We start from the raw sequence: 15,857 nt of genomic DNA, 5'->3' as shown, positions 1-15,857 counted from the left end.
CTCGGCGGGGTTGCGGGGGCGCGCACCGGTCAGAGGGCGCCGCCGCAGCCCTCGGTCAGGCCCTTCACCGGGTCGTTCTCCGCCGCCGTCGCCTTCTTCTTCGGCGTCTTCCTGGGCGTCGGGCTCGCCGTGACCGCCGCGCCGGCCTCGGCAGCCGGGCCGGCGGAGGAGGTCGCCGCGACGGCCGGCCTCGGGTCGGTGGAGTCGCGGATGGCCTTGGCGGTGATGCCGCGGATCTTGTCCCAGTCGGGGTAGCCGGTGCTGATCAGCGGGGGCACGAACTGCACGCTCGACACCTTCGCGTTCTTGACCTTCAGCGCGAGCGGCACCAGGTCGCTGAGCAGCGAGCGCGGGATGTCGGTCTTGATGAGCTCCTTGGTGGCCAGAGCGATCTTGTTGAAGCGGGTCAGCACCGTCGCCGGATCCGCCTGGGTCAGCAGGGCGCCCAGCACGCAGCGCTGGCGGCGCATCCGGGTGTAGTCGTCGCTGTTGGTGCGCGAGCGGGCGTACCACATCGCGTCGGCGCCCTTGAGCTTGCGCGTCCCGGCCTTGACCAGGCCCTCGTTGTACTTGCCGAACACCACGTCCTTCTCGACCGTGAGCGTGATCCCGCCGATCGCGTCGACGAGCCGGGCGAAGCCCCACATGTTGACCAGGGCGTACCAGTCGACCTTGACGCCCAGCGTGTAGCCGATCGTGTCCATGAGGACCTTCGGGCCCTGGTGCTGCCTGCCGCCGAAGAGCTCCGGGTGCGCGTCGGCGTACTCCCAGACGCTGTTGAGCAGGTCGCTGCGGCCGCCGCCGGGGTCGGGCGGCAGGCGGAAGCCGTCGGGGAAGCGCTGGGCCATCGGGGTGCCGGGGCGGAAGCGCACGTCCTCCAGGTTGCGCGGCAGGCTGAACAGCACGGTGTTGCCGGTGCGTACGTCCACGCTGGCCAGGTTCATGCTGTCGGTGCGCACGCCGGGCCTGTGGCCGTCGGCGTCGCCGCCGAGCAGCAGGATGTTGACCCGCTCGCGCCCCGCCCACGGGTCCTCGGGCACCGGCCGCGCCACGGCGGGGGACCCGGGGCCGGCGGGCTCGGCGGGGGCCTCGGGGAAGATCTCGTTGAGCGTCTCCTGGCTGGTCCACGCCAGGTTGCCGAGAACGCCGAACGGCACCACCACGAGCACCGCCAGCAGCCCCGCCGTCGTGCCGGCGAGGATCTGCCCGCCCTGCGGCAACCGGCCGGGCCGCAGCACCACGAACGAGTGGACGATCAGCGCGAACCACGCCACCGCCAGCACGGCCGTCCCGGCGATGATCGCCGTCATGGCGGAGTTGTCGACCAGGGAGCCCGCCAGGCTGCCGAGGTCGGTCGCCAGCCACACCCCGAGCGCCGCCAGCAGGAGCGCGGCGTAGCAGGAGACCAGGACCAGCCCCGTCTTGCGCCAGCCCGCGCGCAGGTGGGCCGCGCCGGGCACCAGCGCCGCCAGCACCAGCCAGCCCAGGAGTCCTCCGGTGCTCACCGGTGCCTTCGCCTGCCGCACGCCTGCCTGCTGCACGCCATCCCCGTTTCCCCGCATATGCCACCGTAGGCCCGAATTGAGGCGGCAGCCTACGCACCGAATACGAAATATGTCTTTATCGGAGGATGAACATCCGCAACCGAATAAGATTCGGTGCATGGCCTTCACCGAGATCGCGTACGACCTGGCCGACCGCGTGGCCACCCTCACATTGTGTCGCCCCGAGCGCCTGAATGCGTTCACGCCGACCATGCGTGCCGAACTCATCGAGGCGTTCGACCGCGCCGACGCCGACGACGAGGTCCGCGCAGTGGTCGTGACCGGCGCCGGGCGCGCCTTCTGCGCGGGGGCGGACCTCGGCGGGGGCGGCGGCACGTTCAGCCACCGGGAGCGGGGCGAGAGCGTGGACGGCGCGCCGCGCGACGGCGGCGGCACCGTGGCGCTGCGCGTCGCCCGCTCGCTCAAACCGGTCATCGCCGCGATCAACGGCCCCGCCGTCGGCGTCGGCGTCACGATGACGCTGCCGATGGACGTGCGGCTGGCCGCGCGGTCGGCGCGCTTCGGGTTCGTCTTCGCCCGCCGCGGCATCGTCACCGAGGCCGCGTCGAGCTGGTTCCTGCCGCGCATCGTGGGCATCTCGCAGGCCATGGAGTGGGCGGCCACCGGCCGGGTCTTCCCGGCCGCCGAGGCGCTGGCCGGCCGGCTGGTGTCGCGGGTGCTGCCGGACGAGGAGCTGCTGCCGGCCGCGTACGCGCTGGCCAGGGAGATCGCCGACAACACCGCGCCCGTCTCGGTCGCCGCGATCCGCCGCCTGATGTGGTCCGGCCTGTCGGCGGCCTCGCCGTGGGAGGCGCACGCCGCCGACTCGCGGCTCATGGCCGAGCTGGGCGGCGCCCCCGACACGGTCGAGGGGGTGACGGCCTTCCTGGAGAAGCGGCCGGCCGACTTCCCGATGAGGGTGAGCAGGGACCTGCCACCCGGTGTACCGTCCTGGCCCGACAATCCCTATGGTGACTGACATGTACGAGATCACCACTCTGCACCTGCCCGCCGACTTCGAGGGCGAGGTCGTCGCGACCCTGGTGGCCAGGACGACGGCCGGGTCCCGCAGGGCGGTCCTCTACCTGCACGGCTTCACCGACTACTTCTTCCAGGACCACCTGGCCGACCACTACGTCCAGCGCGGCATCGACTTCTACGCCCTCGACCTGCGCAAGTACGGCCGCTCCCTGCTGCCCCACCAGACCAGGGGCCTGATCAGGAGCGTCACCGACTACTTCCCGGAGATCGACGAGGCCGTCCGCATCATCCGGCGCGACCACGACGAGCTGACCATCAACGCCCACTCCACCGGCGGCCTGGTCGCCGCCCTGTGGGCCGACCGGGTGCGCGGCCGGGGGCTGGTGCAGGGGCTCGCGCTCAACAGCCCGTTCTTCGACCTCAATGTGCCCGCCCCGCTGCGCGCCGCCGCCGACCTGCTCAGGACGCCGCTGTCGTACACGCGCCGCGCGCTCCCGCTCGGCGTCAGCACCGTCTACGGGCAGACCCTGCACCGCGAGCACGGCGGCGAGTGGGACTACGACCTGGAGCTCAAGCCGCTCGGCGGCTTCTCGGTGCACGCCATGTGGCTGGCCGCCATCCGGCGCGCGCAGCGCCGCCTGCACAAGGGGCTCGCGGTGGACGTCCCGGTGCTGGTGCTGGCCTCCGCCAGGGGCCTGCGGGTACGTGACCTCGTGCCCGAGGCGCGCTCGGCCGACATCGTGCTCGACCCCGCCCACATCGCCCGCTGGTCCACCTCGCTCGGGCCGCACGTCACCTGCGTCCGCATCCAGGACGGCCTGCACGACCTGGTGCTGTCGGCCGAGCCGGTGCGCAAGCAGGTCTTCGCCGAGCTCGACCGCTGGATGAACGCCTACGTCTACCAGGGGAACGAGAACAGGCCGTAGTAGGCCGCCGCCACCATCAGCAGCCCGGTGCCGCCCAGCACGCCCGCCACCGCGACGTGCTGCCAGCGGCCCGGCCGCATGCCCTCGCGCAGCGCCGACACCACCGCCGCCACCGCCGTGACCTCCTGCACGAGCATGAGCACGGCCAGGATCCGCACCACCAGCCACCCGGCCAGCACCGCGGGCCAGGCGCCCGCCTGGTTGATCGAGAACAGCACGAGCAGCATGATGAACGCCACCACCGACACCAGCAGCCCCAGGCTGGTCCAGGCGATCCTGACGAGGCGGCGGCGGATCGGCGGCCACAGCCGGGCGTTGGTCTCGGCGACGACGAGCTGGTGGCCGCGGCCCCGCAGGCGGACGACGATGGCGGCGACCGGGCCGGCGACGTACCCGACGGCGGCCAGGCAGATCGTCAGGCCGAGCATCGTGCCGCCGGCGTACCAGGGGGCCGCCGGCACGTCACTGGCCTCGAAGCGCTGCACGGGGGTGGCGCCCGCCATGTGCACCGCCGGCGTGGCGGTGGCCGGCAGGCCGGTGATCCAGTTGGTCAGCGTCTCCAGGTAGCCCTCGGTGAACGGGCCGCCGCCGACCCGCATGGCGTGGTCGCCCTTGCCCATGAAGCGGATCGTGTAGGAGTCGTTGCCCGCCTCGCCCATCGCGGTGATGAGCGCCTTGGTGGACTCGACGAAGGGGATCGAGGGGTCCATGGTGCCGTAGAACGCCAGGACCGGCACCTTGACCCGGCTCAGCGCGGGCATCGCGTCGTAGCGCAGGAAGGTGAAACCGACCCCGCCCATCGCCCTGGTCAGCAGGTCGCGCGCACCGATGGGGGCCCGCAGCCGCAGTAACTGCTCGTTGAGCGCCCAGGCGACCTGGCGCAGCGGGGAGACGTTGGGCGAGGACACCAGCACCACGAACCCGACCGCCGGGCTCTTGGCCGCCGCGATCGGCACCACCCAGCCGCCCTCGCTGACGCCCCAGATCCCGATCCGCGCCGGGTCCACCTCGGGCCGCGCGCGCAGGTACTCCACCATGCGCAGGACGTCGTCGGCCAGCAGGCCGAAGTCGCGCTCGCGGAAGTCGTAGCCGACCGTGCGCTTGTCGAAGGCGATCGTCACCACGCCCGCCTTGGACAGGAACTCCGCCTGCGGCGTGAACTCGGTGCGCGAGCCGTTGCCCGACCCCGACACGAACACCATCGCCGGGTGCCGCCCCGGCGCCAGCGGCGTCCGCATCGTCCCGTACAGCCGCTGGCCCTCCGCGGCGACCGAGATCTCCTGCCGGCGGATCGGATAGGCGGTCGTCACCCGCCCCAGCTCCTGCCGCGGCTGCGGCGGGATCGCCTGGAAAGCGGGGTCGGCCTTGAGCGGCGGAGGGTCAAAGGCCGGTGGCAGGACGTAACCGACCGTCGCGAGCGCCACCAGCACCAGACCGGCGGCGACGCTCAAGGTGCCACGGCCCGTGCGCATCGGCCTCCCCATGTGTGTTGGTTTGCCCGCGGATCTTCTTAGCGTACTCCTGGCTGGTGGGACGGGTGGGGACACATTTGTCGCTGGGACCTGTTAGTTTCCTGCGACATGCGGATCCTGCACACCTCCGACTGGCACCTCGGGCGCGCCTTCCACCGGGAGAGCCTGCTCGCGGCGCAGGCGGCGTTCGTCGACCACCTGGTGGAGACGGTGCGGGACGAGCGGGTCGACGTCGTGGCCGTCGCCGGCGACGTCTACGACCGGGCGTTGCCGCCGGTCGACGCGGTCGCCCTGCTCGACGAGGCGCTGGCCCGGCTGCGCGCGGCCGGGGCGCGGGTGGTGCTCATCAGCGGCAACCACGACTCGGCGCTGCGGCTGCGGTTCGGGTCGGCGCTGTTCGAGCAGGCCGGGGTGCACGTGCGCTGCGCGCCCGACGGGGCCTGGGAGCCGGTGGTGATCGACGGCGTCGCCTTCTACGGCATCCCCTACCTGGAGCCGGAGCTGGTGCGGGCGCCCTGGCAGCTGCCCGACCGCGGCCACACGGCGGCCGTCACGTACGCGATGGACCGCGTCCGCGCCGACGCCCCCCGCCACCGCGCCGCCGTCGTGCTGTCCCACTGCTTCGTCACCGGCGGGCAGGCCAGCGACAGCGAGCGCGACATCAGCGTGGGCGGGGTGGCGCACGTGCCGCTGTCGGCCTTCGACGGCGTCGACTACGTCGCACTCGGCCACCTGCACGGGCGGCAGCGCATGTCCGAGACCGTGCGCTACTCCGGCTCGCCGCTGGCCTACTCCTTCTCGGAGGCCGGCCACGTGAAGGGCTCGTGGCTGGTCACCCTCGGGCAGGGCGCGGAGTTCGTGCCCGCCCCGGTGCCCCGCCCCGTCGCGCGGCTGCGCGGGGAGCTGGAAGACCTGCTGACCCACCCGCGCCACTCCGGCTTCGAGGACCACTGGCTCCAGGTCACCCTCACCGACGCGGTCCGCCCCCGGTCGGCGATGGACCGGCTGCGCGCCCGCTTCCCGCACACCCTCGCCCTCTCCTTCGACCCCGTCGGTGATGCCCCGGCCGCCCGGCCGGCGCGCCTGAGCGGCCGGCCCGAGGCCGAGGTCGCCCTCGACTTCGTCCGCGAGGTACGCGGCGAGCCCGCCGCGCCCGAGGAGGAAGACCTCCTGAGACGGGCCGTCGAGGCGTCGAGGGCGAAGGAGGCGATGGCGTAGATGCGGCCGCACCGGCTGACGCTGACGGCGTTCGGCTCCTTCCCCGGCACCGAGACGGTCGACTTCGACGCCCTGGCCGGAGCGGGGATCTTCCTCGTCCACGGCCCCACGGGCGCGGGCAAGACCACGATCCTCGACGCGCTCTGCTTCGCCCTCTACGGGCAGGTCCCCGGGCAGCGCAACGCCGCGCGCAGCCTGCGCTGCGACCACGCCCCCGCCGGCACCGGGCCGTCGGTCACCCTGGAGGTGACCATCCGGGGCCGCCTGCTGCGCATCCAGCGCTCCCCGGCCTGGCAGCGTCCCAAGCTGCGCGGCAGCGGCTTCACCGAGGAGAAGTCCAAGGTCGTCGTCTCGGAGCGGCGGGGCTCGTCCTGGCACGGGCTGACCACCCGGCTGGACGAGGCGGGCGACCTGGTGGGCGGGCTCCTCGGCATGAACGCCGACCAGTTCTGGCAGGTCGCGATGTTGCCGCAGGGCGACTTCGCCAAGTTCCTGCGCGCCGACGGCGAGGAGCGCGGGAAGCTGCTGGAGCGGCTGTTCAGCGTCAAGGTGTTCACGGCGGCCGAGGCGTGGCTGGCCGAGCAGCGCAAGCTGGCCTGGCGGGAGGCGCAGGAGCTGCGGCGGCAGGTCGACTTCGCCGTCCAGCGGGTGGAGGAGGCCGCCGGCGACACCCTCGTCGCCCAGGCCGCGGCGGCGTCGCCGGAGGAGCCGGAGCCGGTCACGCCCGACACCGACCCGTCGCGCTGGGCCGGAGCGCTGCTCGACGCCGCCGGGGCGGTCGCGGCCCGCGTCGAGGAGGAGCACGAGCAGGCGGCACGGGCGCTGCGCGAGGCCCGTCTCCGCTTCGACCGGGCGGCCGCCCTGGCCGACAGGCAGCGCCGCCACGCCGACGCCCTGGCCGCCGGCCGCGTGCTCCACGAGCGTGCCGACGAGCGCGCCGACCTGCAGGCCCTCCTCGACGACGCCGCCCGGGCCGACCGGGTGATCCCGCTCCTCGCGGCCGTCCGGCAGCGCGAGGAGGCCGCCGCCAAGGCCCGCTCGCTGGCCGCCGACGCGCTCGCCCGCGCCCGGCCCCTCCTGCCCGCGCGGGGCCGCCCGGCGTCCGGCCCCGAGGGGGAGCCCGGGCCTGAGGAGGGCTCCTTCTCCGGCGGCGGCGAGCTGGCCGGGCTGGAGCGCGAGCGGCGGGCCGAGATCGCCCGCCTGTCGGAGCTGCTGACCGAGGAGGCCAGGCTCTCCGGCGTCCGCCGCGACCTGCTGCGCGTCGAGGAGGAGCTGTCCGGGCTGGTGGCCGCCGACGAGCGGGTCACCGCCCGGCTCGCCGCGCTGCCCGGGCTCGTCGAGCGGGCCGAGGCCGCGCTCGCCCGCTCGCGCGCCGACGCCGCCGCGATCCCGGCCGCCGAGGCCGTCCGCGACGCCGCCGCCGACCTGATCGCGATCGACGGCGAGCTGGCAGGGCTGGCCGCCGAGCTGGAGGCGCTGACGCGGCGCGAGGCGGAGGTGTCGGCCGCCGAGGCCGCGCTGCCCGCCCGCCTCGCCGACGCGGGTGCCGCCCTGGCCGAGGTACGCGCGCAGGCCGCCGCCGTCCCGGCCGCCGCCGCCGGCCTCGACGCGGCCAGGGCCGCGCTGGAGGTCACCCGCCGCCGCGAGGCCCTGGCCGCCGAGCTGGAGACGGCCGGCGCCGCCCACCAGGTGCTGGTGGACCGGGCCCAGGAGCTGCGCGAGCGCTGGCTCGACCTGCGCCAGGCCCGCCTCGACGGCATGGCGGCCGAGCTGGCCCGCGACCTGGCCGACGGCCGCCCGTGCCCCGTCTGCGGCTCCGGGCACCACCCCCGTCCGGCCGCGCCCGGCCCGAGCGCCCCGTCCGCCGAGGACGAGCGGGCGGCCGAGGCCGCTCACGACGGCGCCCTCGCCGAGCGGGAGGCGTCCGAACGCGCGCTCGCCGCCCTCCGGTCGCGGCACGCCGACGCCGTCGAGGCCACCGGCGACCTCGACCCCGACACCGCCGCCGACCGCGTGCTGCGGGCCGAGGAGGAGCTGGCCCGCCTGCGCGCGGTGGCCGGCCGCGAGCCCGAGCTGCGGGCGGCGCTGGAGCGCGTCGAGGCCGAGCGCGACCTCGTCACGGGCCGGGCCAGGGAGATCGCCCAGGTCCTGGCCGCCCACCACGCCCACCGCACCCGCCTGGAGTCCGACCGCACCCGTCTCCACACCCGCCTCACCCAGACCCCCCTCACCTCACCCACCACCCCCGCCCCCGCCACCCCCGACCTCATCGCCTCGGATCCGGCCGCCTCGGATCCGGCCGCACCGGCCGGGGACGGCGGCGCGGGCGGTCACCTGGAGCCCGGCTCGGCGTCCGCCCCGAGCACGGCGTCCGCCCCGAGCACGGCGTCCGCCCCGAGCACGGCGTCCGCCCCGAGCACGGCGTCCGCCCCGAGCACGGAGTCCGCCCTGGGTTCGGCGGCCGCCCCCGGCGGGGTGTTCGCTTTCGGGGCGGATGCGGATCCGCAGGTGGTGCTGGAGGCCGTAGAGCGGGAGCTGGGCAGGCTGCGGCGGTCGGCGGGGGAGGAGGCGGAGGCGGCGCGCGAGGTGGCGCGGCTGCGGGAGGAGCAGCGGGAGCTGGAGGAGCGGGCCCGCCAGGTGGCGGCGCGGCTGGCGGCGGGCCGTACCCGGCACGAGGAGCTGAGCGCCGACGCCGCCCGGCTCGGCGCCCGGCTGGAGGCGGCCCGCGGCGCCGACGCGACCCTCGCCGACCGCCTGTCCCGGCTCACCGACGAGGCCGAGCTGCTGCGCGAGGCGGCGGAGGCCACGCAGGCCGCCAGGTCGGCCGACGACGAGCTGGCCCGCGCCGTCACGCAGGCCGGGCAGGCGGCGGCCGAGGCCGGGTTCGCCGACGTGCAGGAGGCCGAGGCCGCCCACCGCGGCCCGGCGGAGCGGGAGAGCAAGGCCGAGGCGCTGCGCCGCCTGGACGACGAGCACGCCGCCGTCACCGCCGCCCTGGCCGACCCCGAGCTGACCGCCGCCGCGGCCGAGCCGCCCCCCGACCTGGCGGCACTCGGGGCCGAGCGGGAGGCCGCGGAGCAGGCGCACACCAGGCTGGCGAGCGAGCGCGACCGCGCGGCCGCCCGCGCGCGGCGGCTGGCGGAGCTGCACGCCGAGCTGTCGGCGTGCGTCGAGCGCTGGCGTCCGGCGGCCGAGCGGCACCGCCTCGCCGAGCGCATGGCGGCCCTGGCCGTCGGCACGTCCAGCGACAACCAGTGGAGCATGAGCCTGTCGTCCTACGTGCTGGGCGAGCGGTTGCGCCAGGTCGTGGACGCCGCCAACGAACGCCTCGACCACATGTCCGCCGGCCGCTACCTGCTCCGCCACGACCTGCGCAAGACCGCGGGCTCCCGGGGGCGCTCGGGCGGCGGGCTGGGCCTGCGCGTGTCCGACGGCTGGACCGGCGTCGAGCGCGACCCGGCCACCCTGTCGGGCGGCGAGAGCTTCATCACCTCCCTGGCCCTCGCGCTCGGCCTGGCCGACGTGGTCACGGCCGAGGCGGGCGGCGCGGAGATCGGCACGCTCTTCGTGGACGAGGGCTTCGGCACCCTCGACGAGGACACCCTCGACGACGTCCTCGACATCCTGGACGGCCTGCGCGACGGCGGCCGGGCGGTGGGCATCGTCAGCCACGTCGCGGAGCTGCGCTCCCGGATCACCGCCCAGCTCAAGGTCACCAAGACCCGCAGGGGCTCGACGCTCGCCGCGATCGGGGTGGAATGATCGGCTTCTGACCACGTTCGAGCCGAAGGAGTACGCCCATGCGCGTCGTCGTCACCGGGGCACACGGCAAGGTCGGACGGGCGGCCGTCCTGGCGTTGCAGGCGGCCGGCCACGAGGTGACCGTCACCGACGTCACCCGCCCGGTCTGGGAACGGGAGGAGCCGGGCGCCCCCCGTTACCTACAGGCCGACCTGACCGACGCCGGTCAGGCGTTCGCCGTGGTACGCGGCGCCGAGGCGGTGGTGCACACGGCCGCCATCCCCAATCCCGCCCACAACCCGCCGCAGGTGGTGTTCCAGAACAACCTGATGGCGACGTTCAACACGATCGAGGCGGCCGTGCGGTTCGGCGTGTCCCGGTTCGTGAACATCTCCAGCGAGACGGTACCCGGGTTCTTCTTCGCCGAGCGGCCGTTCCTGCCCGACTACGCGCCGGTGGACGAGGAGCACCCGATCCGGCCGCAGGACCCGTACGCGCTGTCGAAGCACTTCGGCGAGCAGCTCATGGACGCGGCCGTGCGCCGCTCCGACATCAGGTGCATCTCGCTGCGGCCGAGCTGGGTGCAGCACGAGGGCAACTACGAGCGCAACCTCGGCCCCCAGGTCCGCGACCCCACGCGCGCCGGGCCGGGGCTGTGGAGCTACACCGACGTGTACGACCTGGCGGACGCGATCGTCCTGGCGGTCGAGTCGGACCTGCCGGGCCACGAGGTGTTCAACATCGCCGCGCCGGACAACGCGGGCGGGCACGACTTCGCGGTCATGCTGCGCCGGCACGTCAGCGAGGAGATCGAGCTGCGGCCCCTCGCCCGCCCGGACGCCTCGGGCCTGTCCTGCGACAAGGCCCACCGGCTGCTGGGCTGGACCCCGAAACGCTCGTGGCGCGACTACCTCGACGAGAACGGGCACGCCCGCTCCTGACCGCCCCGTCCGGCCCGGCCGCTTCACGGCGTGCCGGGCCTAGGACCGTCCGCAGGTCGCGGGGCAGAACCCGACCTCGGGGAAGCGCGGGGACGGCTTGTCCAGGAGGGGCTGCCGCCGCGACCTCAGGTGCTGGTCGAGGAAGGCCGCGACGTAGGTCCTGGTGAGCTCGGCGGCGCGCGCCGCGGGCAGGACGCCGGGGGCGGGCGTGACGCCGAGGGAGGGCCCCACCAGCGGGAGGTCGGTGAACGCCTGGTGGTCCGCATCGGTCACCACGATCCAGCGCTTCCACCCGGTCAGCAGTTCCCAGTCACGGTCCCACGAGGAGTCGCCGCCGCCGGGGACGTGCTGCTCCGAACCGATGAACATGAACGGCCGGGAGAAGCCGCTCCTGGGGATGCGGGCGTAGGTGGTGCCGTCCATGTCGATCCCGGCGCGCACCCGGGAGTCCTTCACCATGGCCGCCACGGCGGCGGCCCCGCCTATCGACTGGCCGACCATCGCGATCCTGGAGCGGTCGATCAGGCCCGAACCGTCCCACTGCGACGGCAGCCGGTCGAGCACGAAGGAGACGTCGGCCGCCCGGCCCTGGACCACCCTGGTGCCGAAGCCCGGATCGGTGTCGCTGTCGCACGCGAGGCACTCGGCCACCCGCCCGTCGGACAAGGTCGTGACGTGGCTCTCGTAGGTGTGGTCGATCCCGGCCACCACGTACCCCCGGCTGGCCAGCTCCTCGGCCAGGGAGGTGAGCGAGCTCATCGGCTTGGTGAAGCCGGGGGAGAGCACCACCAGCGGGAGCTTCCCCCGCGCGGGCTCGGCGTCCTCGATGGCGTTCGTCCGCGTCCTGCTCAGCGTGCCGGACGGCACGCCCGCGATCCCGGAGCCCTTCAGGAAGAGCTCCGACTCCTGCGGCGTCATGTACGGCGCCCGCTGCCCGTGCCTCTGCTCCGTCGGGTACCACAGGGTGACCTTGAGCTCCCTGGCGTCGACGTCGGGGTTCCAGGGATCGGGGCGTGACTCGTCGGTCAGGTGCAGGACGGTGGTGCCGACGGGGCGGCCGCCGGTGGGGGCGGGCAGGACGGCCGGGCCGGTGGGTGTGGCCGGCGGGGCGGCGGCCGACCGGGGCGGCACGGGCGCGGAGCAGGCGGACGCGGCGAGGACGGCCAGCCCTGAGGCGACCGCCAGGGTCCGTCTCATCGGGAGGCTCATTCACTTCTCCAGCAGGGCCAGCGCCTTGGCCAGGGCGGGGTCGCGCCCGGTGGCCGCGTCCTCCGGGGTCAGGGGCACGTGGTGGTCGGGCGGCACGCCGATCCGGTCGAGCGTCTCGCGGTTGGGCCCCAGGTGGTGCCTGAGGGGGAAGGACAGCATGGTGTTGTTGCTGAGCTGGAACGGCTCCGAGGGGCCGGAGACGGCACCGGCGGTCCTGGTGCCGACCAGCCGGCCGATGCCCAGGTCCTTGACCGCGGAGCTGAAGTGCTCGCAGGCCGAGGCGCAACTGCGGTCGGTGAGCACCGCGAGCGGCAGGCCGAGCAGCTCGACCGTGTCATCGGTCCGCAGGGCCTCGCACCTGGCGTCCGCGGTGCACAGGTAGGCGGTGACCCTGCCGTGGACGAAGGCGCTCAGCAGCCGGATCGCCTCGGGGGCGCTGCCGCCGCCGTTGCCCCGCAGGTCCAGCACGACACCGGTGAGCGTCCGGCCGGTACGCAGCCGGGAGATCCCCTTGAGGACCCGGTCCGCGGCGTCGGGAGCGAACGCGCGTACCCGCACGTAGGCGATGCCGTTCCCCAGCGGCTTCGACGTCACCCCTTGCAGGGCGGCCAGGTCCCGCTCGTAGACGCCGGGCTTGAGGGTCACCCTCCAGCGGCGGCCGGTGCTCTGCCGCAGGAGCCGCAGCTCGACCGGGCCGGCCTGCGGGTACCGCGGGTAGAGCGCGGCGATCGCGGGGGTGGGTTGCCCGTCGATGAAGGGCGCCGAGCCGTCGATCGATTCGACGATGTCGCCCGGACGCACTCCGGCGGCCCGCGCCGCGCCGCCCTCCACGACGGTGACGAACAGCGGGGGAAGCGCGGCGCCGGGGTTGCCGTTGACCTGGGCTCCGTTGACGCTCGCCTGAAGACCCAGGCCGTAACCGTCACCGTCATGGTAGCCGGGGGGTGCCCCTCCGAGGTCGTGCACCCACGTGGCGTGATTGTCGCCGAGGGCGGCCACGATGGCCTGGAGGGTGGTGACGGCCAGCTTGCCGCTCAGGTCGGGGACCTGAGCGGTGACCTTCCGGTAGACGGCCTCGAAAGCGGCCCAGTCGGCTTTCCGGTCGCCGGTCAGCGCCGGCATGGTCGCGTCGGGGACGTCACGCCCGCTGAGGTCGAGCTCCCGCGTCAACGCGATGAATCCGGAGGTCAGCAGCGAGCGGGCGTCCAGCGTGGCGCCGCTGTAGTAGTGGCCCAGAATGCAGAAGTACGCCTGCTCGATGACGTCGATCGTGGTGGGCGTCTGCGCCGGCGGGCGGCCCTGGGGCGGCGCGCAGACCGTACCGCCTGCCGTGTTCGACTCGCTGCGCGGTGCCGCCGGGGGTGTGCAGGCCACGGCCAGCAGGAGGGCGAGCCCGGCGGTCGCGGCCCTGATCGCGGTCATGAGATCCGTCTCCGGATCCACCAGAACGACAGCCACGTCAGGACAGCGGTGAGCAGGGCGTAGATTCCGGTCTCGATCCACTGGAACACCCAGAAGCGCTCAAGGGGCTGGTAGGTCACCTGCTGCCGGTAGCCCAGGCGGTTGATCTCGCCCAGGCAGCCGTCCCCGGCGCCCGACGCGCTCCCCGGTGCGCAGGACCCCGACGTGGAGGAGACGTCGATGACGGCTCCGGCGCCGCTGCTGCCGCCGGAGATCACGCGCCCGGCCGGGCCGAGCAGTTCGTTGGCCAGGACCCAGGAACCCGGCCGGCCGGGAACGGCCTCCTGCAAGAACAGCCGTGGGGCCGCGCCTCCCTCCCGGGGGATGCTGAGGCTGTCCACGTTCGCCCTGCCGAGCTCGAAGGTCGCGGTCACCGGGGCCATCAGATGAGGACGGACCACCGCCGGCAGGGCGAGCTGGATCGCGGCGAAAACGGCCAGCGTGAGGGCCATGGCGGGCAGCGTGCGGCGCACCAGCATGCCCACGGTCACGCCGAGGACGAAGGCGAAGGCCGCGTACCCCATCGGGGCGATGCCGCGGGCGCTGAACACCAGGGGGGCCATCAGGGCCATGCCCTCGGCGGCCGACGCGTCCAGGGGGCTGGACCACCAGGTCACCATGAGACCGCACAGGCCGGCGGCGGCCACGGCCGTCAGCCCGGTGAGCCCGAGCTTGACGGCCAGCCAGCGGCCGCGGGTGATGCTCTGGCTCCACACCAGCAGATGCGTGCCCGCCTCCAGCTCGCGGGTGATCAACGGCGCTCCCCAGAAGAGGCCGACGAGGGCGGGCAGGACGAGCACGACGAGGGTCAGGGCCGTGAACGGGAGGTCGTATTCGCCGAAGAAGCGGTTGTAGAAGTTCTCGCAGGTGTTGTCCGTGGTGCAGCCGGCGATCCCCGAGGAGTAGCCGGAGACCAGTCCCGGGCCGGTCAGGGCCAGGACGGCGGCGAGGACGACGAGCAGGGCGCCCATCATCGCGGCCGAGCCGCGGAGCTGGCGCCAGGTCAGCCAGATCATCGCAGCACCTCCAGGGCGACGCGCCGGTTCTCGGCGGCGCGCTTGTCCATGTAGGCCAGGACGAGGTCCTCCAGGCCGAGCCGGCTGACCGTCCAGGCGGGGTCGTGGATCGGCGCCTCGGTACGGACCACGTAGGTGCTCTGCCGGTCGGTGTGCCGCGCGGAGACGACGTGCTGGCCGGCGGGCAGCCGGTCGGGGTCGCGGCGCGGGCCGGTGAGCCGGTGGTGGGTGGCCAGCAGCTCCTCGACCTCCCCGGCGACCTGCACCCGCGAGTCCACCAGCACGATCAGGTAGTCGCAGACGCGTTCCAGGTCGGAGACCAGGTGGGAGGAGAGGACCACGCTGAACTCGTGCTCGGCGGTCGCCTCCATCAGCGCCTGCAGGAACTCCCTGCGGGCCAGCGGGTCGAGCGAGGCGACCGGCTCGTCCAGGATCAGCAGCTCGGGCTGCTTGGCCAGGCCCAGGGTGAGGGCGAGCTGGGCGCGCTGGCCGCCCGACAGCTTGCCCGCCCGCTGGGCGGGGGCGAGATCGAGCCGCGCGACGCGCTCCTGGGCGAAGGCGGCGTCCCAGCGGGGGTTGAGCCGCTCTCCCAGCCGTAAGTGCTCGGCGACGGTCAGGCCCGCGTAGACGGGGGTGTCCTGGGCGACGAACCCGATCCTGGCCAGCTGCGCGGGCGTGCCCGCGGGCCGGCCGCCGAGCACGGTGATGCCGCCGGCCGTCGGTTCGAGCTGGCCGGCGGCCAGCTTCAGCAGCGTGGTCTTGCCGGCGCCGTTGGGGCCCACCAGCCCGACGACGTGGCCCGCCGGGACGTCGATGGTGCACTCGCGCAGCGCCCACCGCTTGCCGTATCTCCTGCCCAGCGACTGGGCCTGCAGGACGGAAGTCACGCTATGTCCTCCTGAGCGGTGGTCCGAAAGGTGCTCATGAACAGGGCCTCGATGCTCTCGTCGTCGAGGCCGGCCCGGCGGGCCTTGGCCAGCCAGCGCCGCAGCTCCAACCGCAGCGGGCCGTGCGCGGCCAGCGAGGCGCCGGTGAGCGTCGCCGTCACGAACGTCCCCACCCCCGGGCGGGCGGCGACCAGGCCCTCGTGTTCGAGCTCCCGGTAGGCCTTCAGGACGGTGTTGGCGTTGATCGCGAGCTGCGCCACGACCTCCTTGACGGTCGGTAGCTGGTCGCCCTCGCGCAGCAGGCCGAGCCGCAGCGCGTGCCGTACCTGCTGGACCAGCTGCAGGTACGGCGAGACGCCCGACCTGCCGTCCAGGTAGAACTCGATCACCGGCTTCTCCATTTATCTAGGTTCATAGGACTATAGATTCCTAGATATTAAGGAGGCCGTAAAGGTCACCGC

Annotated in this window: 12 protein-coding genes; 5 read left to right on the top strand and 7 right to left on the bottom strand. The window is 74.2% G+C overall.

Translation table 11 applies throughout. The features are described 5' to 3' along the window. Positions 1-29 precede the first annotated feature (29 nt). Complete coding sequence (locus AB0H75_RS12720) at positions 30-1,505, bottom strand: LCP family protein (RefSeq protein WP_367794978.1); 1,476 nt, start codon at positions 1,503-1,505, stop codon at positions 30-32. 157 nt (positions 1,506-1,662) lie between these two features. Between AB0H75_RS12720 and AB0H75_RS12715 the strand changes: the two genes are divergently transcribed. Both AB0H75_RS12715 and AB0H75_RS12710 read left to right on the top strand, forming a co-directional pair. Next, positions 1,663-2,523 (top strand): enoyl-CoA hydratase-related protein, encoded by an 861-nt coding sequence (locus tag AB0H75_RS12715; protein ID WP_367794976.1) that lies wholly within the window; start codon positions 1,663-1,665, stop codon positions 2,521-2,523. Position 2,524: 1 nt separating this feature from the next. After that, on the top strand, positions 2,525-3,451 hold the full coding sequence (locus AB0H75_RS12710) for an alpha/beta hydrolase (protein ID WP_367794974.1): 927 nt from the start codon (positions 2,525-2,527) through the stop codon (positions 3,449-3,451). Here AB0H75_RS12710 and AB0H75_RS12705 read toward each other — a convergent pair. Next, a complete protein-coding gene (locus tag AB0H75_RS12705) occupies positions 3,424-4,923 on the bottom strand; it encodes an alpha/beta hydrolase family protein (RefSeq protein ID WP_367794972.1) in 1,500 nt (499 codons plus the stop codon). The genes AB0H75_RS12710 and AB0H75_RS12705 overlap by 28 nt on opposite strands. Positions 4,924-5,031: 108 nt before the next feature. On the opposite strand from AB0H75_RS12705, the gene AB0H75_RS12700 reads away from it, so the two are divergent. Genes AB0H75_RS12700 through AB0H75_RS12690 form a run of 3 tightly spaced genes read left to right on the top strand, consistent with a single transcriptional unit; the run spans position 5,032 to position 10,823 of the window. After that, positions 5,032-6,141 carry an exonuclease SbcCD subunit D gene (locus tag AB0H75_RS12700; RefSeq protein ID WP_367794970.1) on the top strand — a complete coding sequence of 370 codons (1,110 nt, stop codon included), beginning with the start codon at positions 5,032-5,034 and terminating at the stop codon, positions 6,139-6,141. Further along, on the top strand, positions 6,142-9,903 hold the full coding sequence (locus AB0H75_RS12695; protein ID WP_367794968.1) for an AAA family ATPase: 3,762 nt from the start codon (positions 6,142-6,144) through the stop codon (positions 9,901-9,903). A gap of 38 nt (positions 9,904-9,941) precedes the next feature. After that, complete coding sequence (locus AB0H75_RS12690; RefSeq protein WP_367794966.1) at positions 9,942-10,823, top strand: NAD-dependent epimerase/dehydratase family protein; 882 nt, start codon at positions 9,942-9,944, stop codon at positions 10,821-10,823. Positions 10,824-10,862: 39 nt separating this feature from the next. Here the strand turns inward: AB0H75_RS12690 and AB0H75_RS12685 are convergent, their stop codons facing one another. From AB0H75_RS12685 to AB0H75_RS12665, 5 genes are read right to left on the bottom strand one after another with little or no spacing between them, the layout of a single operon-like run. Continuing rightward, positions 10,863-12,020 carry an alpha/beta hydrolase family protein gene (locus AB0H75_RS12685; RefSeq protein WP_367794963.1) on the bottom strand — a complete coding sequence of 386 codons (1,158 nt, stop codon included), beginning with the start codon at positions 12,018-12,020 and terminating at the stop codon, positions 10,863-10,865. 12 nt (positions 12,021-12,032) lie between these two features. Beyond that, positions 12,033-13,454: a S41 family peptidase gene (locus tag AB0H75_RS12680; protein ID WP_367794961.1), complete on the bottom strand. Its 1,422-nt coding sequence runs from the start codon at positions 13,452-13,454 to the stop codon at positions 12,033-12,035. Further along, positions 13,451-14,509, bottom strand: coding sequence for an ABC transporter permease (locus AB0H75_RS12675; protein WP_367794958.1), 1,059 nt, complete (start codon positions 14,507-14,509; stop codon positions 13,451-13,453). Before AB0H75_RS12675 ends, AB0H75_RS12680 begins: the two co-directional genes overlap by 4 nt. Next, positions 14,506-15,396, bottom strand: coding sequence for an ABC transporter ATP-binding protein (locus AB0H75_RS12670; RefSeq protein WP_367794955.1), 891 nt, complete (start codon positions 15,394-15,396; stop codon positions 14,506-14,508). The genes AB0H75_RS12675 and AB0H75_RS12670 overlap by 4 nt, the downstream gene beginning before the upstream one ends. Beyond that, positions 15,393-15,797, bottom strand: coding sequence for a GntR family transcriptional regulator (locus AB0H75_RS12665; protein WP_367794953.1), 405 nt, complete (start codon positions 15,795-15,797; stop codon positions 15,393-15,395). Before AB0H75_RS12665 ends, AB0H75_RS12670 begins: the two co-directional genes overlap by 4 nt. Positions 15,798-15,857: the final 60 nt, after the last annotated feature.

Origin of the sequence: Nonomuraea sp. NPDC050783 (genome assembly GCF_040802095.1) — a bacterium.
GTDB lineage: Bacteria > Actinomycetota > Actinomycetes > Streptosporangiales > Streptosporangiaceae > Nonomuraea.
Note: the sequence above shows the minus strand (reverse complement) of the source record. Positions and strands in the feature narration are given on the sequence as shown.

Excerpts from the sequence above, each read along its gene's own strand:
- AB0H75_RS12715 (WP_367794976.1), top strand. The coding sequence starts at position 1,663 with ATGGCCTTCACCGAGATCGCGTACGACCTGGCCGACCGCGTGGCCACC.
- AB0H75_RS12710 (WP_367794974.1), top strand. The coding sequence starts at position 2,525 with ATGTACGAGATCACCACTCTGCACCTGCCCGCCGACTTCGAGGGCGAG.
- AB0H75_RS12705 (WP_367794972.1), bottom strand. The coding sequence starts at position 4,923 with ATGCGCACGGGCCGTGGCACCTTGAGCGTCGCCGCCGGTCTGGTGCTG.
- AB0H75_RS12700 (WP_367794970.1), top strand. The coding sequence starts at position 5,032 with ATGCGGATCCTGCACACCTCCGACTGGCACCTCGGGCGCGCCTTCCAC.
- AB0H75_RS12695 (WP_367794968.1), top strand. The coding sequence starts at position 6,142 with ATGCGGCCGCACCGGCTGACGCTGACGGCGTTCGGCTCCTTCCCCGGC.
- AB0H75_RS12690 (WP_367794966.1), top strand. The coding sequence starts at position 9,942 with ATGCGCGTCGTCGTCACCGGGGCACACGGCAAGGTCGGACGGGCGGCC.
- AB0H75_RS12685 (WP_367794963.1), bottom strand. The coding sequence starts at position 12,020 with ATGAGACGGACCCTGGCGGTCGCCTCAGGGCTGGCCGTCCTCGCCGCG.
- AB0H75_RS12680 (WP_367794961.1), bottom strand. The coding sequence starts at position 13,454 with ATGACCGCGATCAGGGCCGCGACCGCCGGGCTCGCCCTCCTGCTGGCC.
- AB0H75_RS12675 (WP_367794958.1), bottom strand. The coding sequence starts at position 14,509 with ATGATCTGGCTGACCTGGCGCCAGCTCCGCGGCTCGGCCGCGATGATG.
- AB0H75_RS12665 (WP_367794953.1), bottom strand. The coding sequence starts at position 15,797 with ATGGAGAAGCCGGTGATCGAGTTCTACCTGGACGGCAGGTCGGGCGTC.